This is a genomic window from Streptomyces sp. NPDC054975, from assembly GCF_053609105.1.
This window is the reverse complement of the sequence record NZ_JBSGWV010000031.1, coordinates 45276-68040: the sequence shown is the minus strand read 5'-3', so window position 1 is coordinate 68040 and position 22765 is coordinate 45276. Positions and strand designations below refer to the sequence as shown.

21 protein-coding genes and 3 tRNA genes are annotated in these 22765 nt (G+C 69.9%); 13 read left to right on the top strand and 11 right to left on the bottom strand.

What is annotated here, in order from left to right; all coding sequences use genetic code 11:
- Nucleotides 1-6 precede the first annotated feature (6 nt).
- The 3 genes from hrpA (at nucleotide 7) to ACWF79_RS24415 (ending at nucleotide 4431) form a co-directional block, all read left to right on the top strand.
- The gene (hrpA, locus tag ACWF79_RS24425) at nucleotides 7-3945 is read left to right on the top strand and encodes an ATP-dependent RNA helicase HrpA (RefSeq protein WP_453730262.1); all 3939 of its coding nucleotides are present in this window, start codon (nucleotides 7-9) and stop codon (nucleotides 3943-3945) included.
- Between the two features lie 102 nt (nucleotides 3946-4047).
- Nucleotides 4048-4121 (top strand) — tRNA-Asp (locus ACWF79_RS24420).
- Between the two features lie 127 nt (nucleotides 4122-4248).
- Nucleotides 4249-4431: a DUF6274 family protein gene (locus ACWF79_RS24415; protein WP_453730261.1), complete on the top strand. Its 183-nt coding sequence runs from the start codon at nucleotides 4249-4251 to the stop codon at nucleotides 4429-4431.
- Nucleotides 4432-4753: 322 nt separating this feature from the next.
- On the opposite strand, the gene bldC is transcribed toward ACWF79_RS24415, so the two are convergent.
- Entirely contained in the window at nucleotides 4754-4960 is a 207-nt protein-coding gene (gene bldC, locus ACWF79_RS24410) for a developmental transcriptional regulator BldC (protein WP_003949541.1), read from the bottom strand.
- 512 nt (nucleotides 4961-5472) lie between these two features.
- On the bottom strand, nucleotides 5473-6348 hold the full coding sequence (locus ACWF79_RS24405; protein ID WP_453730260.1) for a hypothetical protein: 876 nt from the start codon (nucleotides 6346-6348) through the stop codon (nucleotides 5473-5475).
- Nucleotides 6349-6507: 159 nt separating this feature from the next.
- Here ACWF79_RS24405 and ACWF79_RS24400 point away from each other — a divergent pair, with 159 nt between their 5' ends.
- Together ACWF79_RS24400 and ACWF79_RS24395 are read left to right on the top strand one after the other, a co-directional pair.
- The gene (locus tag ACWF79_RS24400) at nucleotides 6508-7602 is read left to right on the top strand and encodes a Leu/Phe/Val dehydrogenase (RefSeq protein ID WP_453730259.1); all 1095 of its coding nucleotides are present in this window, start codon (nucleotides 6508-6510) and stop codon (nucleotides 7600-7602) included.
- A 322-nt stretch (nucleotides 7603-7924) separates the two neighbouring features.
- Nucleotides 7925-8182, top strand: a complete 258-nt coding sequence (locus ACWF79_RS24395; RefSeq protein WP_352189724.1) for a DUF3073 domain-containing protein — start codon at nucleotides 7925-7927, stop codon at nucleotides 8180-8182.
- Between the two features lie 125 nt (nucleotides 8183-8307).
- Here ACWF79_RS24395 and purM read toward each other — a convergent pair whose 3' ends face one another.
- From purM to ACWF79_RS24375, 4 genes are all read right to left on the bottom strand, one after another.
- Nucleotides 8308-9381, bottom strand: coding sequence for a phosphoribosylformylglycinamidine cyclo-ligase (purM, locus tag ACWF79_RS24390; RefSeq protein ID WP_453730258.1), 1074 nt, complete (start codon nucleotides 9379-9381; stop codon nucleotides 8308-8310).
- Nucleotides 9382-9426: 45 nt separating this feature from the next.
- Entirely contained in the window at nucleotides 9427-10953 is a 1527-nt protein-coding gene (gene purF, locus ACWF79_RS24385; RefSeq protein ID WP_453730257.1) for an amidophosphoribosyltransferase, read from the bottom strand.
- 240 nt (nucleotides 10954-11193) lie between these two features.
- Complete coding sequence (locus ACWF79_RS24380; protein WP_453730256.1) at nucleotides 11194-12009, bottom strand: META domain-containing protein; 816 nt, start codon at nucleotides 12007-12009, stop codon at nucleotides 11194-11196.
- A gap of 51 nt (nucleotides 12010-12060) precedes the next feature.
- Nucleotides 12061-12849, bottom strand: coding sequence for a sterol carrier family protein (locus ACWF79_RS24375; RefSeq protein WP_453730255.1), 789 nt, complete (start codon nucleotides 12847-12849; stop codon nucleotides 12061-12063).
- Between the two features lie 77 nt (nucleotides 12850-12926).
- On the opposite strand from ACWF79_RS24375, the gene ACWF79_RS24370 reads away from it, so the two are divergent.
- On the top strand, nucleotides 12927-13331 hold the full coding sequence (locus ACWF79_RS24370) for a nuclear transport factor 2 family protein (protein WP_453730254.1): 405 nt from the start codon (nucleotides 12927-12929) through the stop codon (nucleotides 13329-13331).
- Here the strand turns inward: ACWF79_RS24370 and ACWF79_RS24365 are convergent.
- The 5 genes from ACWF79_RS24365 to purS all read right to left on the bottom strand — a co-directional run bounded on the left by ACWF79_RS24365 (nucleotide 13319) and on the right by purS (nucleotide 17975).
- On the bottom strand, nucleotides 13319-14146 hold the full coding sequence (locus tag ACWF79_RS24365; RefSeq protein WP_453730253.1) for a M23 family metallopeptidase: 828 nt from the start codon (nucleotides 14144-14146) through the stop codon (nucleotides 13319-13321). The two genes, ACWF79_RS24370 and ACWF79_RS24365, sit on opposite strands and share 13 nt — an antisense overlap.
- A 25-nt stretch (nucleotides 14147-14171) precedes the next feature.
- On the bottom strand, nucleotides 14172-14678 hold the full coding sequence (locus tag ACWF79_RS24360) for an ArsR/SmtB family transcription factor (RefSeq protein ID WP_453730252.1): 507 nt from the start codon (nucleotides 14676-14678) through the stop codon (nucleotides 14172-14174).
- A 101-nt stretch (nucleotides 14679-14779) separates the two neighbouring features.
- The gene (gene purL, locus ACWF79_RS24355; RefSeq protein WP_453730251.1) at nucleotides 14780-17029 is read right to left on the bottom strand and encodes a phosphoribosylformylglycinamidine synthase subunit PurL; all 2250 of its coding nucleotides are present in this window, start codon (nucleotides 17027-17029) and stop codon (nucleotides 14780-14782) included.
- Nucleotides 17029-17709 (bottom strand): phosphoribosylformylglycinamidine synthase subunit PurQ, encoded by a 681-nt coding sequence (purQ, locus tag ACWF79_RS24350; RefSeq protein ID WP_453730250.1) that lies wholly within the window; start codon nucleotides 17707-17709, stop codon nucleotides 17029-17031. The genes purL and purQ overlap by 1 nt, the downstream gene beginning before the upstream one ends.
- Nucleotides 17706-17975: a phosphoribosylformylglycinamidine synthase subunit PurS gene (purS, locus tag ACWF79_RS24345; RefSeq protein ID WP_260230829.1), complete on the bottom strand. Its 270-nt coding sequence runs from the start codon at nucleotides 17973-17975 to the stop codon at nucleotides 17706-17708. Before purS ends, purQ begins: the two co-directional genes overlap by 4 nt.
- 333 nt (nucleotides 17976-18308) lie before the next feature.
- Here purS and ACWF79_RS24340 point away from each other — a divergent pair, with 333 nt between their 5' ends.
- The 7 genes from ACWF79_RS24340 (at nucleotide 18309) to ACWF79_RS24310 (ending at nucleotide 22754) form a co-directional block, all read left to right on the top strand.
- Entirely contained in the window at nucleotides 18309-18653 is a 345-nt protein-coding gene (locus ACWF79_RS24340) for a histone-like nucleoid-structuring protein Lsr2 (protein ID WP_453730249.1), read from the top strand.
- Between the two features lie 112 nt (nucleotides 18654-18765).
- Nucleotides 18766-18837, top strand: a tRNA-Gly gene (locus ACWF79_RS24335).
- Between the two features lie 80 nt (nucleotides 18838-18917).
- Nucleotides 18918-18990, top strand: a tRNA-Gly gene (locus tag ACWF79_RS24330).
- A gap of 154 nt (nucleotides 18991-19144) precedes the next feature.
- Nucleotides 19145-20095 (top strand): ATP-binding cassette domain-containing protein, encoded by a 951-nt coding sequence (locus tag ACWF79_RS24325; RefSeq protein WP_453730248.1) that lies wholly within the window; start codon nucleotides 19145-19147, stop codon nucleotides 20093-20095.
- Nucleotides 20092-20856 carry an ABC transporter permease gene (locus tag ACWF79_RS24320; protein ID WP_453730247.1) on the top strand — a complete coding sequence of 255 codons (765 nt, stop codon included), beginning with the start codon at nucleotides 20092-20094 and terminating at the stop codon, nucleotides 20854-20856. The genes ACWF79_RS24325 and ACWF79_RS24320 overlap by 4 nt, the downstream gene beginning before the upstream one ends.
- Nucleotides 20857-20874: 18 nt before the next feature.
- The gene (locus ACWF79_RS24315) at nucleotides 20875-22107 is read left to right on the top strand and encodes a sensor histidine kinase (protein ID WP_453730246.1); all 1233 of its coding nucleotides are present in this window, start codon (nucleotides 20875-20877) and stop codon (nucleotides 22105-22107) included.
- A complete protein-coding gene (locus tag ACWF79_RS24310; RefSeq protein WP_453730245.1) occupies nucleotides 22104-22754 on the top strand; it encodes a response regulator in 651 nt (216 codons plus the stop codon). Before ACWF79_RS24315 ends, ACWF79_RS24310 begins: the two co-directional genes overlap by 4 nt.
- Nucleotides 22755-22765 lie beyond the last annotated feature (11 nt).

Here is a 22765-nt window from a genome sequence, read left to right as displayed (position 1 = left end):
TTCCGTATGTCTACTTCCTTCGCCGCCCTCCAGTCCGTCCTGGCCGAGGTCTCGCTGCGGGACGCCCACCGGCTCGGCCGCCGTCTCGAGGGCGCCCGCCGCATCCGCAAGCCCGAGGCCCGTGAGGCCGTCCTGGACGAGATCGCCGCCGAGGCCGGAAAGGCCAAGGAGCGCGTCGACGGGCGGGCCTCCCGCGTGCCCGCGGTCACGTACCCCGAGCAGCTGCCCGTCTCGCAGAAGAAGGACGAGATCCTGGAGGCGATACGTGACCACCAGGTCGTGATCGTCGCCGGTGAGACGGGCTCCGGAAAGACGACGCAGATCCCCAAGATCTGTCTGGAGCTCGGCCGGGGCGTCCGGGGCATGATCGGCCACACCCAGCCCCGCCGGATCGCGGCCCGTACGGTCGCCGACCGGGTGGCCGAGGAGCTGAAGACCCCGCTGGGCGAGGCCGTCGGCTGGAAGGTCCGCTTCACCGACCAGGTCAACCCCGACGCGACCTTCGTGAAGCTGATGACCGACGGCATCCTGCTCGCCGAGATCCAGACGGACCGCGAGCTGCGCGCCTACGACACGATCATCATCGACGAGGCCCACGAGCGGTCCCTCAACATCGACTTCCTGCTCGGCTATCTGGCCCAGCTGCTGCCCAAGCGCCCCGACCTCAAGGTCGTCATCACCTCCGCGACCATCGACCCGGAGCGCTTCTCCCGCCACTTCGGCGACGCGCCGATCGTCGAGGTCAGCGGACGTACGTACCCGGTCGAGGTCCGCTACCGGCCCCTCCTCGAAGAGGACTCGGAAGAGGCCGACCGGGACCAGATCACCGCGATCTGCGACGCCGTCGACGAGCTCCAGTCCGAGGGCCCCGGCGACATCCTCGTCTTCCTCTCCGGCGAGCGGGAGATCCGCGACACGGCGGACGCGCTCCTGAAGAAACAGCTGCGCAACACCGAGATCCTCCCCCTCTACGCCCGGCTCTCCCACGCCGAGCAGCACCGCGTCTTCCAGGCGCACTCCGGCCGCCGGATCGTCCTCGCCACCAACGTGGCCGAGACCTCGCTGACCGTCCCGGGCATCAAGTACGTGATCGATCCGGGCACCGCCCGTATCTCGCGCTACTCCCACCGGACCAAGGTCCAGCGTCTGCCGATCGAGCCGATCAGCCAGGCCAGCGCCAACCAGCGCAAGGGCCGCTGCGGCCGTACGTCCGACGGCATCTGCATCCGGCTCTACTCCGAGGACGACTTCCTCTCCCGTCCGGAGTTCACGGACGCCGAGATCCTCCGTACGAACCTGGCGTCCGTCATCCTCCAGATGACCGCGGCCGGCCTCGGCGAGATCGAGAAGTTCCCCTTCATCGACCCGCCGGACCATCGCAACATCCGCGACGGCGTGCAGCTCCTGCAGGAGCTCGGCGCGATCGACCCGACGGAGAAGGACCCGAAGAAGCGGCTGACGCAGCAGGGCCGCAAGCTCTCCCAGCTGCCCGTCGACCCCCGGCTCGCCCGCATGGTCCTGGAGGCCGACAAGAACGGCTGCGTACGGGAAGTGATGGTGATCGCGGCCGCGCTCTCCATCCAGGACCCGCGCGAGCGGCCCGCCGAGAAGCAGGCCCAGGCCGACCAGCAGCACGCCCGCTTCAAGGACGAGACGAGCGACTTCCTCGCCTTCCTCAACCTCTGGCGCTACATCCGCGAGCAGCAGAAGGAGCGCGGCTCCAGCTCCTTCCGCCGGATGTGCAAGTCGGAGTACCTGAACTTCCTCCGCATCCGCGAGTGGCAGGACATCTACGCGCAGCTGCGCACGGTCGCCAAGCAGATGGGCATCCACCTCAACGAGGAGGACGCGCCCGAGCAGTCCGTGCACACCTCGCTCCTGGCCGGTCTGCTGTCGCACATCGGCATGAAGGACGTGAAGGAAGGAGCCAAGAACGAGTACCTGGGCGCCCGCAGCGCCAAGTTCGCGGTCTTCCCGGGCTCGGCTCTCTTCAAGAAGCCCCCGCGCTTCATCATGTCCGCCGAGCTGGTGGAGACCTCGCGGCTCTGGGCGCGGGTCAACGCGAAGATCGAGCCCGAGTGGATCGAGCCGCTCGCCCAGCACCTGATCAAGAAGACGTACAGCGAGCCGCACTGGGAGAAGGACCAGGCGGCCGTGATGGCGATCGAGAAGGTCACGCTCTACGGCGTGCCGATCGTCACCGACCGCAAGGTGAACTACGGGCGGATCGACCCCGAGGCCTCCCGTGACCTGTTCATCCGCAACGCGCTCGTCGAGGGCGACTGGCGTACGCACCACAAGTTCTTCGCCGACAACCGCAAACTCCTCACCGAGGTCGAGGAGTTGGAGCATCGCGCCCGGCGCCGGGACATCCTCGTCGACGACGAGACGCTCTTCGACTTCTACGACAAGCGCGTGCCCGAACACGTGGTCTCCGGTGCGCACTTCGACTCGTGGTGGAAGCACAAGCGCCGTGAGGAACCGGAGTTCCTCGACTTCGAGCGCGAGATGCTCATCAACGAGAAGGCCGCCGGGGTCACGAAGGCCGACTATCCGGACTCCTGGCGGCAGGGGCCGCTGAAGTTCCGGGTGACGTACCAGTTCGAGCCGGGCGCGGACGCCGACGGCGTCACCGTCCACATCCCGCTCCAGGTCCTCAACCAGGTCACCGACGAGGGCTTCGACTGGCAGATCCCGGGTCTGCGCGAGGAGATCGTCACGGAGCTGATCCGTTCGCTCCCGAAGCCGATCCGCCGCAACTACGTGCCGGCGCCGAACTTCGCGGCCCGCTTCCTGGACTCGGCGGTCCTCTTGCAGGAGCCGCTGACGGTGACGCTCGCCCGCGAGCTGCACCGGATGGTCGGCGTCCCCGTCTCCCCGGAGGACTTCGACCTCTCCCGGATCGCCGACCACCTGAAGATCACCTTCCGGATCGTCGACGAGCGGCGCCGCAAGCTCGCCGAGGACAAGGACCTGGAGGCGCTGAAGCTGAAGCTGCGCCCCAAGGCCCGCCAGGCCCTCTCCAAGGCCGCGGCGGCCGCCACGGGCGGCCCTGACGGCTCCGGGCCGTCCCTGGAGCGCACAGGGCTCACCGACTGGACGATCGGCACGCTCACGAAGGTCTTCGAGACCCGTCGGGCCGGCCAGCCCGTCAAGGCGTACCCGGCGCTCGTGGACGCGGGCGACACCGTCTCCGTACGGCTCTTCGACACGGAGGCCGAGCAGGAGCTTGCGATGTGGCAGGGCACGCGGAAGCTGATCCTGCTGAACATCCCGGTGAACCCGGCGAAGTTCGCCTCCGACAAGCTCACCAACCAGCAGAAGCTCGCCCTCTCCCGTAACCCCCACGGCTCGATCCAGGCGCTGTTCGACGACTGCGCGACCGCCGCCGCGGACAAGCTGATCGCCGACCACGGCGGGCCGGTCTGGGACGAGGAGTCCTTCCGGAAGCTGTACGACAAGGTCCGCGCCGACCTCGTCGACACGACCGTGCGGACGGTGGATCAGGTCCAGCAGATCCTGGCCGCCTGGCAGGCCTGCGAGCGCCGCCTGAAGGCCACGAACAGCCTCGCGCTGATCAACAACCTGGCGGACGTCCGCACGCAGCTGGCCTGGCTGATGCCGGCGGGCTTCGTCACGAGGACGGGGCTGAAGCGGCTCCCGGACCTGATGCGCTACCTGGTGGCCGTCGACCGCCGGCTCCAGCAGATGCCGACCGGCGTGCAGCGGGACACCACCCGCATGGAGAAGGTCCACGAGATGCTCGACGAGTACGCCTGGCTGCTCGAACAGCTCCCGAAGGGACGGCCCGTGCCGAAGGAGGTCACCGACATCCGCTGGATGATCGAGGAGCTCCGGGTCAGCTACTTCGCCCACGCCCTGGGCACGGCCTACGCGGTCTCCGACAAGCGGATCGTGAAGGCGATCGACGCGGCCGCGCCGTAGGAGGACGGGCCGGCCGGGGGTGTCGGCTTGCGCCGGTTCGACCAGACCCTCTGACCTGCTGTACAGTCTTCTTCGCAGCCCCCGATGAGGGCTGCGAAACATGGTCCTGTGGAGCAGTTGGTTAGCTCGCCACCCTGTCAAGGTGGAGGTCGCGGGTTCAAGTCCCGTCAGGATCGCTTTCAAGAAGGCCCGCACCGTTCGGTGCGGGCCTTCTTCGTTGCCTCCCGGTGTATTGACGGGGTCGGCCGGACCCCGGTACCCAGTCATCAGGGAATCGGGGGCCCACACCGGAGGTGGTCGCGCATGGCCGCGGCGTCCGCAGCACGACACGAGATACGGGCGCTGCTGCGCGCCCATCTGGCGGCCGCGTCCCGCCACGGGCACCTCACGCGCCACTGCCCCGTCTGCCACCGCCTCCAGAGGCTCGCCATGGAGGCGGACCGCACCCCCGAGCAGAGCGAGGACGAAAGTCCCACCAGCCCATGACCAACGGCGGGTTGGCGCTCGCCCCGGAAGTGGCAGGCTGTTCTTTGGCAAGACTTCGCCGGTGTGACGGGAGTCACCGAACGAGTTTTACGAACTCCTCCACTTATGCCCTCCCTACACCAGCCCCATTTAATATGTGCAATTGCACCGCACATCGGGGGCTGCGCGCAGACACAAAAAAGATCGCGCTGGACCCGGCGGAGTCCAGCGCGATCGATGACGAAGAGCCTGTTGGGGCAGGCGCCAGGTCGGCAGAGCTTGGGTGGGCGGTCCAGGTTGGGGGACCCGGAATTGCCCGGTGCTACAGGGTGTTGCGCGTACCTCAGGCCTCGCTGCGCTGCTGCGGAATGCCCGCGAGCAGGGCGCGGACCTCAGCCTCGCGGTAGCGGCGGTGTCCACCCAGGGTGCGGATGGACGTGAGCTTCCCTGCCTTGGCCCAACGGGTCACCGTCTTCGGGTCCACGCGGAACATCGTGGCAACCTCGGCGGGGGTCAGCAGCGGCTCGGCATCAGGGGTGCGAGCGGTCATGAGCGGCCTCCTCGGGAGAACCGAACCTTCTCGGTTCTTTCCTCTAAATTCTGCACCTTGACCCGCGTTGCCCGAAATGGCGGACGCGAGCCGAGTCGGTTATAGGACGAACGGCTTGTCCTCGGCACTACAACTACACCATCCGTCCAGCCACGTCGGCCAAACCGATGGAATTGCCCTCGCAGGTGTTCATCAGCGGCGGAAGTCGATGGACCATGCCATAACGGACAGTCACGCCACTGTGACGATCAGTCACAGAGCGATCAGGAGTCCTCAGACCCCCCATAGAGTGCAATGCTGAGCGTTCCGCCCATAGTTGGACGGAAGGAACCCTCCCCGGACTCCTTGTCCTATTTTGGCACGAGGGAGGGTGATGGGCGCAAGGGCGCAGTAAGTGCGATCCGTCACGCTTGAGCCAAAGGCCCGGATCGGGACCTACGTCCCGTCGCCTTCTCACCGACGTCACATCGTTCAAAGATCATTTACATCAGGTGGACGTGTCCTGTCGATGGTCAGTTGGCGAACTGCAGGTTGCGGATCTCCCGCCAGCGCTCCGCGAGCCGGCCGTACGCCTCGCTCGCGGCCTCCCCGTCACCGTCCCGCAGCGCCGCGATCCCCTCGGCGACGTCGGCCGCCGACCGGTCCGCCGCGAGCCGCTCCGGCGAGAGCGCGTGCACCAGACCGCCGTAGTCCAGCTCCACCAGCGCCCGCGGATGGAACTCCTCCAGCCACCGGCCCACCTCCACCAGGCCCTCGGTCAGCGGCCCCTCGTCGATCGACTCCCGCAGCGCCCGCAGCGCCCGCGCGAGCCGCCGCCGGGCCTCCACCATCGGCGTCCGGTACCGGAAGACCGGCGCCACGCCCCCCTCCGGGTCCCCGGGCACGTACTCCCGCTCCGCGTCCGCGAAGAGGGTGAACCAGCGCACCGGCACCTGCCAGACCGCCGTACGGATCCACGGGCGGGCGTCGGGGTTCCGCTCCCGCCAGCGCTCGTGGTCCGCCGCCACCTGGGCGCGCACCACCGGCGGCAGCATCGCGTCGAGCACCGGCGCCGGCAGCGGCGCCCGCCCCGGCTCCACCTCCCGCGCCCGCCCCAGCTCCTCCAGGGCCAGCCAGGCCCGCATCCGGGTCCGCCACGGACAGACCACGACCACCCCGTCGACGTCCGCGACGAAGGCGTCCCCGCTCTCGTGGACGGGCACCGGGACGGGCGGGATCGGGAGCAAGTCCGCCAGCGAGCGGCGAAGTTCGTCCTGGGCGGTCGGCGTGCGCTCCCGGCGCGCGTACTGCGCCCAGTGCCCCCGCTCCGGCTCCGGGAAAGCCCCCAGGGGTTCGTAGACCCGCAGATAGGAGGCGTACGGGACGAGGACCGAGGAGGCGACCGACATGTCGCGATCCTTCCACGGAGGTACTCCGGGAGGGGGTGATCCTGCGCACTGAGGCGGATCTACGCACGCGTAGGACTTACTCTCTTGCCGAACCGGTCCCGCCACCACCCGCATGGAGGGGCCGGCGTAACCGCCGCTTCGTACTTGGGAGTCACCACCGTGACCGATGTGACCGGCGTTCCTGCTGCTGACGTACTGCACACCCTCTTCCACTCGGAACAGGGTGGCCACGAGCAAGTCGTGCTCTGCCAGGACCGCGCCTCCGGCCTCAAGGCCGTCATCGCCCTCCACTCCACCGCCCTGGGCCCGGCCCTCGGCGGCACCCGGTTCTACCCGTACGCCTCCGAGGCCGAGGCCGTCGCCGACGCGCTGAACCTCTCCCGGGGCATGTCGTACAAGAACGCCATGGCCGGCCTCGACCACGGCGGCGGCAAGGCCGTGATCATCGGTGACCCCGAGAAGATCAAGACCGAAGAGCTGCTGCTCGCCTACGGCCGCATGGTCGCCTCCCTCGGCGGCCGCTACGTGACGGCCTGCGACGTCGGCACCTACGTCGCCGACATGGACGTCGTCGCCCGTACGAACCGGTGGACCACCGGCCGCTCCCCCGAGAACGGCGGCGCCGGCGACTCCTCGGTCCTCACCGCGTTCGGCGTCTTCCAGGGCATGCGGGCCTCCGCGCAGACCCTGTGGGGCGACCCCACGCTCCGCGACCGCAAGGTCGGCGTCGCCGGTGTCGGCAAGGTCGGCCACTACCTCGTCGAGCACCTGCTCATGGACGGCGCGCAGGTGTACATCACCGATGTGCGCGAGGAGTCCGTGCGCCGGATCACCGAGAAGTTCCCGCAGGTCACCGTCGTCGCGGACACCGACGCCCTGATCCGCGTCGAGGGCCTGGACATCTACGCCCCGTGCGCGCTGGGCGGCGCCCTGAACGACGAGACCGTGCCGGTCCTCACCGCGAAGATCGTCTGCGGCGCGGCCAACAACCAGCTCGCCCACCCCGGCGTCGAGAAGGACCTCGCGGACCGCGGGATCCTCTACGCGCCCGACTACGTGGTCAACGCCGGTGGCGTGATCCAGGTCGCTGACGAGCTGCACGGCTTCGACTTCGACCGGTGCAAGGCGAAGGCCACGAAGATCTTCGACACCACCCTTGAGATCTTCGCTCGTGCGAAGGCGGACGGCATCCCGCCGGCCGCGGCCGCCGACCGGATCGCCGAGCAGCGCATGGCGGACGCCCGGCGCGGCTGACCCTGGCCGAATCCTGAGGTCCGACCCGCCAGGGGCGCTCTCAGGGGTGGACTTTGTAGGTTCACCCCAATCGAGAGATGACTCACCCCGGTCGGCGGGTCGGCCCTCAAGAAGAGGTTAAAATCGCGATTGACCAGCGAGGACAGGGCACCTCGATGGTTCTGTACCGGGTCATGTGATGCGTGCGGCGTACCGTATGGCCACGGAAGCAGGTACCGTTGAAGCCCTACGGACCGGTCTCTCCACCGAGAGCCCGTTCCGAACCATGAACGCGTGTCAAGACTCTGGGGCCGCCGAGCCCCGTCACCGAGGGGGTCGAGCCATGGGGCGCGGCCGGGCAAAGGCCAAGCAGACCAAGGTCGCCCGCCAGCTGAAGTACAGCAGCGGCGGGACTGACCTGTCGCGTCTGGCCAATGAGCTGGGCGCTTCGACTTCGAGCCAGCCGCCGAATGGCGAGCCGTTCGAGGACGACGACGAGGAAGACGACCCGTACGCGCAGTACGCGGATCTCTACAACACGGACGACGAGGACGAGGACGACGAGTCCGGTCCCGACGCGTCGTCCCAGCGTCGCGCTTGACCTCTTAAAGAGCGCTGCTCAACACCGAACCCGGTCCGGAACACCCGGACCGGGTTTCTGTGCGTTCGCCGCAGGGCGGGAGCAGCGATGGGTGGGCCCGAAGGCCCACCCATCGGAAGAAGCGATCAGACCGCGTAGTCGCCGACCAGCTCCGCGCCGGTCGTGTGCTCACCGCGCTCGGTGATCTCGCCCGAGACCCAGGCCTCGACGCCCCGGTCCTCCAGGGTCGCGAGGACCACGTCCACGGACTCGGCCGGGACGACGGCCATCATGCCGACGCCCATGTTCAGGGTCTTCTCCAGCTCCAGGCGCTCGACCTGCCCGGCCTTGCCGACCAGGTCGAAGATCGCGCCCGGCGACCAGGTCGAACGGTCGACCGTCGCGTGCAGCCCGTCCGGGATCACCCGCGCCAGGTTGGCGGCCAGGCCACCGCCCGTGATGTGGCTGAAGGCGTGCACCTCGGCGGTCCGGGTGACCGCCAGGCAGTCCAGCGAGTAGATCTTGGTCGGCTCCAGGAGCTCCTCGCCGAGGGTCCGGCCGAGCTCCTCGACGCGCTGGCCGAGGCTCATGCCGGCGCGGTCGAAGAGGACGTGGCGGACGAGCGAGTACCCGTTGGAGTGAAGGCCGGAGGACGCCATAGCGATCACGGCGTCACCCGTACGGATGCGATCGGGGCCGAGGAGACGGTCCGCCTCCACCACGCCCGTACCGGCGCCGGCGACGTCGAAGTCGTCCGGGCCGAGCAGGCCGGGGTGCTCGGCGGTCTCGCCGCCGACGAGGGCGGTACCGGCGAGGACGCAGCCCTCGGCGATGCCCTTGACGATCGCGGCGACCCGCTCGGGGTGGACCTTGCCGACACAGATGTAGTCGGTCATGAAGAGCGGCTCGGCGCCGCAGACGACGATGTCGTCCATGACCATGGCGACCAGGTCGTGACCGATGGTGTCGTAGACGCCCATCTGGCGGGCGATGTCGACCTTCGTACCGACACCGTCGGTGGCGGAGGCGAGCAGCGGCCGCTCGTAGCGCTTGAGGGCGGAGGCGTCGAAGAGGCCGGCGAACCCGCCGAGGCCACCGAGGCCCGCGACCTCGGGACGCTGCGTCTTCTTCACCCACTCCTTCATGAGCTCGACGGCGCGGTCGCCCGCTTCGATGTCGACACCCGCGGAGGCGTAGGAGGCACCGGTGGTCTGAGACATGGGTTCAGAGCTTTCGTGTCGTACTGCGGGGTGTGCAGCGGGGTCTTACGGGCGGCGCAGGGCGTCGGCGGCCGCGGTGGCGGCGGGGCCGGCGGCCAGTTCCGTCTCGAGCAGCTGCTTGCCGAGCAGCTCGGGGTCCGGAAGCTCCATCGGGTACTCGCCGTCGAAGCAGGCACGGCAGAGGTTCGGCTTGTCGATGGTGGTCGCCTCGATCATCCCGTCGATGGAGATGTACGAGAGCGAGTCCGCGCCGAGCGACTTGCCGATCTCGTCGACGGACATGCCGTTGGCGATCAGCTCCGCGCGGGTGGCGAAGTCGATGCCGAAGAAGCAGGGCCACTTCACGGGCGGGGAGGAGATCCGGATGTGGACCTCGGCGGCGCCCGCCTCGCGGAGCATGCGGACGAGGGCGCGCTGGGTGTTGCCGCGGACGATCGAGTCGTCGACGACCACGAGCTTCTTCCCCTTGATGACTTCCTTGAGGGGGTTCAGCTTCAGCCGGATGCCCAGCTGGCGAATGGTCTGGGACGGCTGGATGAAGGTGCGGCCCACATAGGCGTTCTTCACCAGGCCGGCGCCGAAGGGGATGCCGGATGCCTCGGCGTAGCCGATCGCGGCCGGCGTGCCGGACTCCGGCGTCGCTATGACCAGATCGGCCTCGACGGGCGCCTCCTTGGCGAGGCGACGGCCCATCTCGACACGGGAGAGGTAGACGTTGCGACCGGCGATGTCCGTGTCCGGGCGGGCCAGGTACACGTACTCGAAGACACAGCCCTTGGGCTTCGCTTCCGCGAATCGCGAGGTGCGGATGCCGTTCTCGTCGATCGCGATCAGCTCGCCCGGCTCGACCTCGCGGACGTAGCTGGCGCCGCAGATGTCGAGGGCGGCGGACTCCGAGGCGACGACCCAGCCGCGCTCCAGACGGCCGAGGACCAGCGGGCGGATGCCCTGCGGGTCACGGGCCGCGTAGAGCGTGTGCTCGTCCATGAAGACGAGGGAGAAGGCACCCCGGACCTCGGGGAGGATCTTCGCGGCGCCCTGCTCGATGGTGAGCGGCTTGCCGTCCTCGTCGACCTGCGCGGCGAGGAGCGCCGTGAGCAGGTCGGTGTCGTTGGTGGCCGCGACGCGGGTGGTGCGGCCTTCCTGCTTGGGCAGGTCGGCGACCATCTCGGCGAGCTGCGCCGTGTTCACCAGGTTGCCGTTGTGGCCGAGCGCGATGGAGCCGTGGGCGGTCGCCCGGAACGTCGGCTGCGCGTTCTCCCACACGGAGGCACCGGTGGTCGAGTAGCGGGCGTGACCGACCGCGATATGACCTTGGAGGGAACCGAGAGAGGTCTCGTCGAAGACCTGGGACACGAGGCCCATGTCCTTGAAGACGAGGATCTGGGAGCCGTTGCTGACCGCGATACCCGCGGATTCCTGGCCCCGATGCTGGAGGGCGTAGAGCCCGAAGTACGTGAGCTTTGCGACCTCTTCACCCGGAGCCCAGACACCGAAGACGCCGCAAGCGTCCTGGGGGCCCTTCTCGCCGGGAAGCAGATCGTGATTGAGTCGACCGTCACCACGTGGCACGTTTCCGAGTGTAGGGGAGGTCGACCACTGGTCCGAATTGGCGAATTGCAAGGGCTCTCGGATTGGTGCGATCGTACGAGATGATCGACATCCCCCTGCCGGGACGCCCGTGAGACCCCCGGGGCCCAAGGGGGAGAAGGGCTCCAAGGGGTCGGCGCCGCGCCCCGCGCCACGGCCTACCGGCGGGTAGGGCCGGGCACGGGAGGCTCTCGGTGTGACGCAGTTCGCAGCGGAAGGGCCTTATCCGGCGCTGGTCCTCGCGGCGAAGCCCTCGCCGTCGGGGCCCGTGAGGGAGACGGTGCGGTGGCGCAGCTCGTACGAGAGCGGACCGTCGAGGAGCTCGTGCAGCTTGGTCTCCAGCTCCATCTGCGCCGACGAGCAGATCATCCGCGTGGTCACGACCGGTCCGGTGACGGTGAGGGTCTTCGCGGTGACCTTCGCGGTGGCCGTGAACCGGTTGCAGCCGAGGTTGCCGCGGACCTTGCCGTCCTTGTCGATCACGAACGTCGCCTTGCCCTCGCTGCCCTTGGGCACGGAGGCGGCCGTGCCGCCGGAGAGCAGGGAGTCGACGGTCCAGGTCGTGCCCTGGAGCGGCGCGGGCGGCTCGGAGGTCAGCGCGACGACGTTCTTGCCGTCGGGCGAGGTGAGGGTGAGCCGGTCACCGTCGAGCCGGGCCTTCATCGAGCCGGCCAGGGCTTTCTGGAGCACCGCCTCGAAGGCGCCCCGCTCACCGGGACACGCCATCTCGGTGCCCTGGCCCTGCTTCACGGTGACCGTGTCGCCCTGGACCGACACCTCCGCGCCGAAGCCGTTGCAGCCGCTGTTGCCCGACGCCTGGCCGTTCGTGGCGATCTCGATGTGGGCGCCGTCGGGCGCCTTGCTCTCCTTGCCCGCCACCGTCACGGTGTCGAAGCTCCAGTGCGCTCCGGTGACGGGCACGTCGGGGGCGACGGTTCCGGCTCCGGGGTCGGAGCCGGACTTCTGGGTGCCGCACGCCGAGAGCACGACGAGCGAGGCCAGGACGGCGGTGGCTGCGGTGGTACGTGTCTTCAGCATGGGGATGGGACGGATGAGCGGCACGGACGGTTCCGCACGACCGGCGGGGAGTCACCCCATGAGCGGAAGCAGGGCGGCGAGGTCCGCCCGCTCGCCGCTCGCGCTGACCCGCGCCGCGTGCAGCTCCTCGGCCCACCGGGCCCGGCCGGTCGCCAGTCGGATCCAGGTCAGCGGATCGGTCTCGACGACGTTCGGCGGGGTGCCGCGGGTGTGCCGGGGGCCCTCCACGCACTGGACGACCGCGAAGGGCGGGACCCGTACCTCCACCGAGCCGCCCGGGGCCTTCACCGCGAGCGCGTCCGCGAGGAGGCGGGCGCAGGCGGCCAGGGCCTGCCGGTCGTACGGGATGTCCAGGCCGGTCGCCGCGTTCAGGTCGTCGGTGTGGACGACGAGTTCGACGGTCCGGGTCACCAGGAAGTCGGCCAGGCGCATGGCGCCGAAGCGCATCGGGACGAGCCGCTCGTCGGGGACGCCCGCGATCGTCTCCTCGTACCGCGCGGCGGTCCGCTCGTACAGGCCGGCCAGGTCGGCCGTGTCGATCGCCCGGGTGTCCTCGTCGATCCGCGCGGCGGCCGTGGCCGTCGCCGACGGCCAGTCCAGCAGGGCGACGTCCTGCTTGGCCGGCTCGGGCTCGCCGAGCGCGCGGGCGACCGCGCCGACCGCCAGCGTCACGTGCGCGACCAACTCCCGTACGGTCCACTCCCCCAGCCGGGTCGGCCCGTCGAGCTGCTCCGGCGACAGCGCGAGCACCCCCTCCCGCACGTTCCTGAACTGGGCGAGCACGGCGGCCCTGGTCTTCGCGGAGTCGTAACTGCGGGTGCGCTTCTTGGCCGGTGGCATGGGGGCGAGGGTAGTCGGAGACTGAAGGAAGGGAGGGCTTCCCGCACACCTACGCGTAGGAGAGGGGCCGATCAGCGATGGCTGAGCACCCTGACGCCGCCGTGGTACGCCGCAGCTACGAAGCGTTCACCACGGGGGACATGGACACCGTGCGGTCGATGATGACCTCGGACTGCGCCCACCACTCACCGGGCAGCAGCCGGATGTCCGGCCACTTCAAAGGCCCGGACAACATCCTCGCCCATTTCGGGCAATTGTTCGAGCTCACCCACGGCACCTTCCGGGTCGAACTGGAGGGCGTGTACCCGGACGGCCGTGGGCACGTCATGGCGACGCACAAGTGGTACGGCGACCGCGGTGACCGGGGCATCGAGATGCACGGCGGGATCTTCTTCACCCTCGTCGGCGGCAAGATCAGCGACGGGGACGAATGTGTCGAGGACATCGACGAGGCGGACGCCTTCTGGGATCAGGCCGCGTAGGCGGGCCGTTCCGCCTCGAACGACTCCCCGTTCTTCGGCACGCCGACACCGCGCCAGGTGAACGGGATGCCCCTGGCCGTCTCCAGATCCGGGCCGTCCATCAGCTGGAAGTGCACGTGCGGCTCGGTGGAGTTGCCCGAGTTGCCGCAGCGGGCGAGTTCCTGGCCGGCCGTGACCCGGTCGCCCGCGCGGACCGCCAGCGAGCCGCGCCGCAGGTGCGCGTACATCGCGTACGTACCGTCGCCGAAGTCGAGGACGAGGTGGTTGCCGGTGACGCGGCGGGGCCCGGCCAGGGCGCGGACCGTCGCTTCGACGAGCATCAGATAGAGGACGGCGGGAAGGGAGTTGCGGCTCAGGTGGTCGCGCTGTCCGTCCTCGGCGTGCACGACGGTCGCGTCGGCGACGGCGAGCAGCGGCGCGCCGAAGGCCGGGAAGTCCCGGGGGCGGCGGACGACCGGCCAGAGCCACGCGAAGGCCGGCCGGGGCCGGGCCTCGTCCTCCGCGGTGACGTCGATCGCGTACGTCTGGCCGTACTGGTGGGTGCCGTGGCTGGGAGTCCGGTCCGCCGGGCTGTTCAGCGCCGACCAGCGGCCGGTGACGGGCGGGTCGACCTCGACCGTGGCCCGCGGGGTGGCCGCGATCGCCCGGCGGGCGGTCCTGGCCAGCGTGAGCCCGAGCGCGCCGGCGGCGACCGCCGGGAGCCAGCCGGCCCAGTACGGATAGGGCAGGTCGACGAAGACCGAGGCGACGGCCTGCACGACGAAGACCAGCCACAGCGTGCGGTGGAGGACCATCGCGAGCTTGCGTGCGGACATGAACGTTCCCCCTGGACGATCGTGGTTACGGACGGGCGGCGGTGAGGACCACCAGGAGCGGGACGACCCGGGCCCCCGGCACCTCGTAGCGGCCCCGTCCCGTGGTGTGGAGCCAGCCGGCACCGGTCAGTTGGCGCAGGTGGTGGTAGATCTGGCCGGTCGTGCCGATCTCCTCCGACTCGGTCAGTTCGGCGGCCGTGCGTCGGCCGCCGAGGATCTCCCGCAGCAGCCGGAGCCGTACGGGATGGCCGAGCGCGGCGAGGGACTCGGCGGTCTCGGCCCAGTCCTCGTCGAGCAGCCGCTCGGTGAAGGCACCGAACTGCCACTCGTACCGTTCCTCGGTCGGCAGCCGGACCGATCCCGTGAACAGCACCGCGCCGTCCTCGCCCTGCGCGCCCGACCCGGCGATGTCCGCCTTGAGCCCTTCCAGGGCCCAGAACGTGCCGTCGGTGATCTCGGGCGCGGGGCGCTCCGCGCCTTCCAGGGCGGCCATACGCCGTTCCAGCTCGGCCACCCGCTCTTCCAGCTCCATGCCGTCGAGATTACGTAATTACGTAATCTCGCGCAAGCGGGTACGAGAAAGCCCCCGCCCTGACCCGAAGGTCCGGACGGGGGCTTCCCTCGTGCTGTGCGTCAGGCCAGCAGGCCCGGGATCGTCGCCTCGTGCGCCGTGCGCAGCTCGCTCAACGCGATGCTGAACTCGCCCTGCACATCGATCTCCTCGCCGTCCACGACACCGATCCGCGTCGCCGGGAGACCCCGCGCGCCGCACATGTCGGTGAAGCGGAGCTCCTCGCTGCGCGGGACGGCGACGACCGCACGGCCGGCCGACTCGCTGAAGAGGAACGTGAAGGCGTCCAGGCCGTCCGGGACGACCAGGCGCGCGCCCGTGCCGCCGCGCAGGCAGGACTCCACGACCGCCTGGACCAGGCCGCCGTCGGACAGGTCGTGCGCCGCGTCGATCATGCCGTCGCGGGAGGCCGAGATCAGGATCTCGCCGAGCAGCTTCTCCCGGTCCAGGTCCACGGCCGGCGGCAGACCGCCGAGGTGCTGGTGGATCACCTCGGACCAGGCCGAGCCGCCGAACTCCTCACGCGTGTCGCCCAGCAGGTAGAGGAGCTGGCCCTCTTCCGCGAAGGCGATCGGCGTACGGCGGTTGACGTCGTCGATCACACCGAGCACGGCCACGACCGGCGTCGGGTGGATGGCGACCTCACCGGTCTGGTTGTACAGCGAGACGTTGCCGCCGGTCACCGGGGTGCCCAGCTGCAGGCAGCCGTCCGCGAGACCACGGGTGGCCTCGGCGAACTGCCACATCACGGCCGGGTCCTCGGGCGAACCGAAGTTCAGGCAGTCCGAGATCGCCAGCGGCTTGGCACCGGAGGCGGCGACGTTGCGGTACGCCTCCGCGAGCGCGAGCTGCGCACCCGTGTACGGGTCGAGCTTCGCGTACCGGCCGTTGCCGTCGGTCGCCATGGCCACGCCGAGGTTGGTCTCCTCGTCGATGCGGACCATGCCCGCGTCCTCGGGCTGCGCCAGGACCGTGTTGCCCTGCACGAACCGGTCGTACTGGTCCGTGATCCAGGACTTCGACGCCTGGTTCGGGGAGGAGACCAGCTTCAGGACCTGGTCCTTCAGCTCCTCGCCGTTCTGCGGCCGGGGCAGCTTGCCGGCGTCGTCGGCCTGGAGCGCGTCCTGCCACTCCGGGCGGGCGTACGGCCGGTGGTAGACCGGGCCCTCGTGGGCGACCGTGCGCGGCGGGACGTCGACGATCTGCTCGCCGTGCCAGAAGATCTCCAGGCGCTCGCCGTCCGTCACCTCACCGATGACGACCGCGATGACGTCCCACTTCTCGCAGATCTCCAGGAAGCGGTCGACGTGCTGGGGCTCGACGATCGCGCACATGCGCTCCTGCGACTCGCTCATGAGGATCTCCTCGGGCGAGAGCGTCGCGTCGCGCAGGTGGACCCGGTCGAGCTCGACGCGCATGCCGCCGGAACCGGCGGACGCCAGCTCCGAGGTCGCGCAGGAGAGTCCGGCGCCACCCAGGTCCTGGATGCCCGCGACCAGCTTCTCCTTGAAGATCTCCAGGGTGCACTCGATGAGGAGCTTCTCCTGGAACGGGTCGCCGACCTGGACCGCGGGGCGCTTGGTGGGCTTCGTGTCGTCGAAGGTCTCCGACGCGAGGACCGAGACGCCGCCGATGCCGTCGCCGCCGGTGCGGGCGCCGTAGAGGATCACCTTGTTGCCGGGGCCCGAGGCCTTGGCGAGGTGGATGTCCTCGTGCTTCATCACGCCGATGCAGCCGGCGTTGACCAGCGGGTTGCCCTGGTAGCACTCGTCGAAGACGACCTCGCCGCCGATGTTCGGCAGGCCCAGGCAGTTGCCGTAGCCGCCGATGCCCGCGACGACGCCCGGGAGCACACGCTTGGTGTCGGGGTGGTCGGCCGCGCCGAAGCGCAGCGGGTCGACCACCGCGACCGGGCGGGCGCCCATGGCGAGGATGTCGCGGACGATGCCGCCGACGCCGGTGGCCGCGCCCTGGTAGGGCTCGATGTATGAGGGGTGGTTGTGCGACTCGACCTTGAAGGTGACCGCGTACCCCTGGCCGACGTCGACGACGCCCGCGTTCTCACCGATGCCGACGAGCATGGCGTCGTTCTCGGGGGTCTTCTCACCGAACTGCTTCAGGTGGACCTTGCTGCTCTTGTACGAGCAGTGCTCGGACCACATGACGGAGTACATCGCGAGCTCGGCGCCCGTGGGACGGCGGCCGAGGATCTCGCGGATGCGCGCGTACTCGTCCTCCTTGAGGCCGAGCTCCTTCCAGGGCTGCTCGCTGTCCGGCGTCTCGGCCGCGTGCTTGACCGTGTCCAGAGTCATCAGGCGTTGACCAGCTTCTTGAGGATCGAGGTGAAGAAACCGAGGCCGTCGGTACGGCCCGTACCGATCAGCGGCTCGACGGCGTGCTCGGGGTGCGGCATGAGGCCGACCACGTTGCCCGCGGCGTTGGTGATGCCCGCGATGTCACGGAGCGAGCCGTTGGGGTTCACGTCCAGGTAGCGGAAGGCCACCCGCCCCTCGGCCTCCAGCTCGTCGAGCACGCGCTCGTCGGCGACGTACCGGCCGTCCATGTTCTTGAGCGGGACCTGGATCTCCTGGCCCTGCTCGTAGTCGGACGTCCAGGCGGTCTCCGCGTTCTCCACCCGCAGCTTCTGGTCGCGGCAGATGAAGTGCAGGTGGTTGTTCCTCAGCATCGCGCCCGGCAGCAGGTGGGCCTCGGTGAGGATCTGGAAGCCGTTGCAGATGCCGAGGACGGGCATGCCCGCCTTGGCCTGCTCGATGAGCGGCTCCATGACCGGCGAGAAGCGGGAGATGGCTCCGGCCCGCAGGTAGTCGCCGTAGGAGAAGCCACCGGCCAGGACCACGGCGTCGACCTGCTTGAGGTCCTTGTCGCGGTGCCAGAGCGGGACGGGCTCCGCGCCCGCCACGCGGACGGCGCGGAGCGCGTCCTGGTCGTCGAGCGTTCCGGGGAACGTGACGACGCCGATGCGTGCAGTCACGACGAAGCCCCGGCGGTCTCCGTGGACTCGACCTTGACGGTGAAGTCCTCGATCACGGTGTTGGCGAGGAAGGTTTCGGCCATCTCATGGATGCGGGCGAGGGCGGCCTCGTCGACCGGTCCCTCCACCTCCAGCTCGAAGCGCTTTCCCTGGCGGACGTCGGCGATTCCCTCGAATCCGAGGCGGGGCAGTGCACGCTGCACGGCCTGGCCCTGGGGGTCGAGAATCTCCGGCTTGAGCATGACGTCGACTACGACGCGTGCCACTGGCACTCCCGGTGGTGTGTTGCGTGGGCGGTTCCCTCAGCGTACCTGCCTCCAAATTCTACGCGGGTAGAGGACTGGAGGACCCTACAAAGCCTCCCGGAGATCTCCGAAGATCCCCACGGAAAATTCAAGTGAAATATTGCGCGGCCCATTGCGGGGAGACACGCTGATGCAATTGGCTGGGCTTCACAATGCGACGCCTACCGCTGTACAAAGGAATACAGAGGAAAGCAGCATTGGCCCGGGGCAGCCGTAAAGTCGGCGTCGCCGCACGTCAGAGGTGCTTCACGCACCATGACGATCACGGCACGCCGCAGGAAAGGACCGATATCCGTGGCTCAGCGAGTAGTGGTCACTCTCTTCGACGACATCGACGGCGGAGAAGCGGCGGAAACGGTTGCGTTCGGCCTGGACGGGAAGATGTACGAGATCGACCTGAATCCCGCCAATGCAAAGAAACTGCGCAAGGCGCTCGCCCCCTACCTCGCGGCCGGCCGGAAGCTGACGGGCAAGGCCGCCACGGCCGGCGCGCCCGCTTCCGTGGCTTCGTACAAGCACACCGCCCTCGCCCCCGACCCGGCGGCCGTCCGCGCCTGGGCCCAGTCCAACAAGATGGACGTGCCCGCCCGCGGCCGCATCCCGAAGCGGGTCTACGAGGCCTTCCGCGAGGCCAGTTGAGCCGGGCGGCCGACCTGCCGCCGACCACCGAGTTGCACGGCACCCCCGTTGATCGGCTAGAGTCTGGATCACGCCGAGGGGCGAGGCCGCAGGGCCGAACCTCACGCAGCGTGCGGGTGTAGTTCAGTAGTAGAACATCCCCCTTCCAGGGGGAAGGCGCAGTGTGCAATTCCTGTCACCCGCTCTGCATCGCATTACCAAGCACTCCGGTGCATCAGGTACAGTGGTGCTCGCACCGCCCAGTGAGAGCTGAGCGGCAGCAATGCGGACGTGGCTCAGTTGGTAGAGCATCACCTTGCCAAGGTGAGGGTCGCGAGTTCGAATCTCGTCGTCCGCTCGTTGAACGAAGGCCCGGTTCTCACGAACCGGGCCTTCGTCGTGTCCGCGCCTCCGTCCGACGCCCTCCGAGCCCGGCTCCCGCTGACATTTGTCATGTGCAGTGATGACAGCGCGCACTGCCGACCGGCCGAATCCGCCGCGAGGCTTGAGCCATGACCGATGTGATCGTGGCGGAGGGCCTCCGCCGGCGCTACTCCGGCGGCTTCGAAGCCGTCAACGGAGTCTCCTTCACCGTCCCCCGGGGCGAGATCTTCGCCCTGCTCGGCACCAACGGGGCGGGCAAGACCTCCACCGTCGAGCTCCTCGAAGGCCTCGCCGCACCGAGCGGCGGAACCGTCCGGGTCCTCGGCCACGACCCGTACCGGGAGCGCGCCGCCGTCCGGCCCCGGATCGGAGTGATGCTCCAGGAGGGCGGCTTCCCGTCCGACCTGACCGTGGCCGAGACCGTACGAATGTGGGCCGGCTGCACCACCGGTGCGCGTCCGGCCGCCGAGGCCCTTGAGGCCGTCGGGCTCGGCTCGCGCGAGAAGGTGCGGATCAAGCAGCTCTCCGGCGGCGAGCGGCGGCGCCTCGACCTCGCCCTCGCGCTCCTCGGCCGCCCCGAGGTCCTCTTCCTCGACGAGCCGACCACCGGCCTCGACGCCGAGGGGCGCCGCGACACCTGGACGCTCGTACGGGCGCTGCGCGACGAGGGGACGACCGTGGTCCTCACCACGCACTACCTGGAGGAGGCCGAGACCCTGGCCGACCGGCTCGCGATCATGCACCAGGGTCGCATCGTGCTCTCCGGCACCCCCGCCGAGGTCACCGCCGCCCGGCCCGCCCGGATCCGCTTCACCCTCCCCGAGGGCGTGGAGCCCGGCCGGCTCCCGCTCACGCTCAAGGCCGCCGCGCACGCCCGGCGCGTGGAGATCCGTACGCACACGCTGCAGGACGCGCTCGGCGAGCTCCTCGACTGGGCCCGCGAGACCGGCGTACGGCTCGACGGGCTCGACGCCCGCTCGGCCACCCTCGAAGAGGCCTTCCTGGAGATCGCCTCCCGCACCGACGCCCAGGGCGACCAGCCCCTGGACCTGAACGTGGACCTGGAGACCGCCCGATGAACGCGACCGCACGCCGGATGACCTCGCTCGGACGGGCCGAACTCACCCTCCTCGGGCGCAACAAGAACAACCTCTTCATCGCCCTCCTCATGCCGCTGCTGATGATCTCCGTGCTGCGGTCCTCGCTCGGGCAGATGAGCCAGGACGAGCTGCCCGGCGGCCTGGCCGGGACCACCCTCATCGGCGGCACCGGGATGGTCCTCGTCCTCGTCGTCTACATGGGCCTCGTCTCCGCCCTCGTCGCCCGGCGCGAAGAACTGGTCCTCAAGCGCCTCCGTACCGGAGAGGCCACCGACCTGGAGATCCTCGGCGGCGCCGCGCTCCCCTCCGCCGCCATCGCGCTCCTCCAGTGCGCCGTCCTCACCGTCGGCGGCGCCCTCGCCCTCGACGTACCCGCGCCGCGCAGGCCCGACCTGCTCCTGCTCGGCCTGGTCGCCGCGATCCTGCTCCTCGCCGGACTGGCCGCCGCGACCACCGCCCTCACCCGCAACGTCGAGAGCGCGGGCCTCACCACCCTGCCGTTCTTCCTGATCTCGGCCATGGGCTCGGGGCTGATGGTGCCCCGCGACGTCCTTCCCGACCTGGCCGCGAGCATCACCCAACTGCTGCCGTTCACCGGCGTCATGGAGTTCGTCCGGGCCGGCTGGCTCGGCGTCGGCGACACCAAGGAGCTGCTGACCGCCGCGCTCACCACGCTGGCCTGGGGCGTCATCACCGTGTTTGCTGTCCGGAAGTGGTTCCGCTGGGAGCCGCGACGCTAGAAAGGGGGGCCCGGGCGCATGTCCAGGCTGACGGGGTGGTGGAGCCGGCGCGGCAGTGCGGCCAAGGTCGAGCTGTACACCCGGTGGACGTTCCACTTCTTCGCCGTGATCGAGGTCGCCGCCATCGGCCTCGTCCCTCTCACCCGCGCCGGGGAGCAGAGGCTCGATCCGGCCCTCGGCCTCGCGCTCTCGCTCCTCGTCTGTGTGCACGCCGTGCTGACCGGCGTGCTCGCCTCCCACGCCCTGGACTGGGCGCTGGAACGGCGCGACCGGCCGGTCCGGCTCGCCGTCGCGTTGACCGTCCTCACGGCGGTCGGTGCGCTGATCGTGATCGCGCTGCGGGCCACGGGGGTGCTCGAAGACGTCGCGGTGGCCTCCGCCGTCATCACCGGACTGGTCACGTTCAGCCTCGGCAGCCTCGTGCTGTGCGTGCGCCGGCCCCGGCGGATGGTGCTCGTGGCTCCGGCCGCCGCCCTCGCCACCGGCGCCGCCGTCGCGGCGATGGGTGGCCACCCGGGAGAGGCCCTCGGCTACGCGGTCGGCATCCTCCTGGGCGGCGCCGGACTCGTCGCCGCCTGCGGATTCTCCCGCTGGCTGATGAACGCCGTCTGGGAGCTGGAGCGCTCCCGCGACCTGAAGGCCCGGCTCGCCGTCGCCGAGGAACGGCTCCGCTTCGGCCGCGACCTGCACGACGTCATGGGCCGCAACCTGTCGGTGATCGCCCTCAAGAGCGAACTCGCCGTGCAGCTCGCGCGGCGAGAACGGCCCGAGGCCGTGGACCAGATGATCGAGGTGCAGCGGATCGCGCGCGAGTCCCAGCGGGAGGTACAGGACGTGGTGCGCGGCTACCGGGAGGCGGACCTGCGCGTCGAACTGGAGGGCGCGCGCGGGGTGCTCGGGGCCGCCGGCATCGACTGCGCGATCGACCCGGTGCCCCATCAGCTGCCCGTCGAGGTCCAGTCGGTGCTCGGCTGGGTGGTGCGGGAGACGACGACCAACGTGCTGCGGCACGGAGACGCGCGGAGTTGCGCGATCTCGCTGCGGGAGAAGGACGGTTCGGTGCTGCTGACGGTGCGGAACGACGGTGTACGGGAAGGGGCGGTGATGGGGCGCGGCTCGGGCCTCGCGGGACTGCGGGAGCGGCTCGCGACGGTGGACGGCACCCTGGAGGCGGGGCCGGACGGCGGCGGTAGGTTCCAGGTGACGGCGCTGGTGCCGGTGCCTGCGGCCGGGCGGGGGCAGGGGCTGTGACCGTACCGCCTGTCCCGTCCGTACCGCCTGTCCCGCCGGTGCCCGTACGCGTGCTGCTCGCCGACGACGAGCATCTGATCCGGGGCGCGCTCGCCGCGCTGCTCGCCCTGGAGGACGATCTCGTGGTCGTCGCCGAGGCCGCCACCGGACCCGAGGCGCTTGCCATGGCCCGCGCCCACCGGCCCGATGTCGCCGTCCTCGATCTGCAGATGCCGGGCCTCGACGGTGTGAGGGTCGCCACAGCCCTGCGGGACGAACTGCCCGGCTGCCGCACCATGATCGTGACCAGCCACGGCAGGCCCGGCCACCTCAAGCGGGCCCTCGCGGCCGGCGTGCGCGGCTTCGTGCCCAAGACCGTCAGCGCCCAGCGGCTGGCGGAGCTCATCCGTACCGTGCACGCCGGAAACCGTTACGTGGACCCAGAGTTGGCCGCCGACGCGATCGCCGCCGGGGACTCCCCGCTGACCGCGCGCGAGGCCGAGGTGCTCGATCTCGCGGCCGACGGCGCACCGGTCGCGGAGATCGCCGAGCGGGCCTCGCTCTCGCAGGGAACGGTGCGGAACTACCTCTCCTCGGCCGCCGCGAAGCTCGGTGCCGAGAACCGTCATACGGCGGTGCGGCTCGCGCGCGAAAAAGGTTGGGTATAGTTGGCTCCGCG

What these genes read in the sequence shown, in the direction of transcription:
- hrpA (WP_453730262.1), top strand. Translation starts at nt 7, where the DNA reads ATGTCTACTTCCTTCGCCGCCCTCCAGTCCGTCCTGGCCGAGGTCTCG.
- ACWF79_RS24415 (WP_453730261.1), top strand. Translation starts at nt 4,249, where the DNA reads ATGGCCGCGGCGTCCGCAGCACGACACGAGATACGGGCGCTGCTGCGC.
- bldC (WP_003949541.1), bottom strand. Translation starts at nt 4,960, where the DNA reads ATGACCGCTCGCACCCCTGATGCCGAGCCGCTGCTGACCCCCGCCGAG.
- ACWF79_RS24405 (WP_453730260.1), bottom strand. Translation starts at nt 6,348, where the DNA reads ATGTCGGTCGCCTCCTCGGTCCTCGTCCCGTACGCCTCCTATCTGCGG.
- ACWF79_RS24395 (WP_352189724.1), top strand. Translation starts at nt 7,925, where the DNA reads ATGGGGCGCGGCCGGGCAAAGGCCAAGCAGACCAAGGTCGCCCGCCAG.
- purM (WP_453730258.1), bottom strand. Translation starts at nt 9,381, where the DNA reads ATGTCTCAGACCACCGGTGCCTCCTACGCCTCCGCGGGTGTCGACATC.
- ACWF79_RS24380 (WP_453730256.1), bottom strand. Translation starts at nt 12,009, where the DNA reads ATGCTGAAGACACGTACCACCGCAGCCACCGCCGTCCTGGCCTCGCTC.
- ACWF79_RS24375 (WP_453730255.1), bottom strand. Translation starts at nt 12,849, where the DNA reads ATGCCACCGGCCAAGAAGCGCACCCGCAGTTACGACTCCGCGAAGACC.
- ACWF79_RS24370 (WP_453730254.1), top strand. Translation starts at nt 12,927, where the DNA reads ATGGCTGAGCACCCTGACGCCGCCGTGGTACGCCGCAGCTACGAAGCG.
- ACWF79_RS24365 (WP_453730253.1), bottom strand. Translation starts at nt 14,146, where the DNA reads ATGTCCGCACGCAAGCTCGCGATGGTCCTCCACCGCACGCTGTGGCTG.
- ACWF79_RS24360 (WP_453730252.1), bottom strand. Translation starts at nt 14,678, where the DNA reads ATGGAGCTGGAAGAGCGGGTGGCCGAGCTGGAACGGCGTATGGCCGCC.
- purL (WP_453730251.1), bottom strand. Translation starts at nt 17,029, where the DNA reads ATGACTCTGGACACGGTCAAGCACGCGGCCGAGACGCCGGACAGCGAG.
- ACWF79_RS24325 (WP_453730248.1), top strand. Translation starts at nt 19,145, where the DNA reads ATGACCGATGTGATCGTGGCGGAGGGCCTCCGCCGGCGCTACTCCGGC.
- ACWF79_RS24320 (WP_453730247.1), top strand. Translation starts at nt 20,092, where the DNA reads ATGAACGCGACCGCACGCCGGATGACCTCGCTCGGACGGGCCGAACTC.
- ACWF79_RS24315 (WP_453730246.1), top strand. Translation starts at nt 20,875, where the DNA reads ATGTCCAGGCTGACGGGGTGGTGGAGCCGGCGCGGCAGTGCGGCCAAG.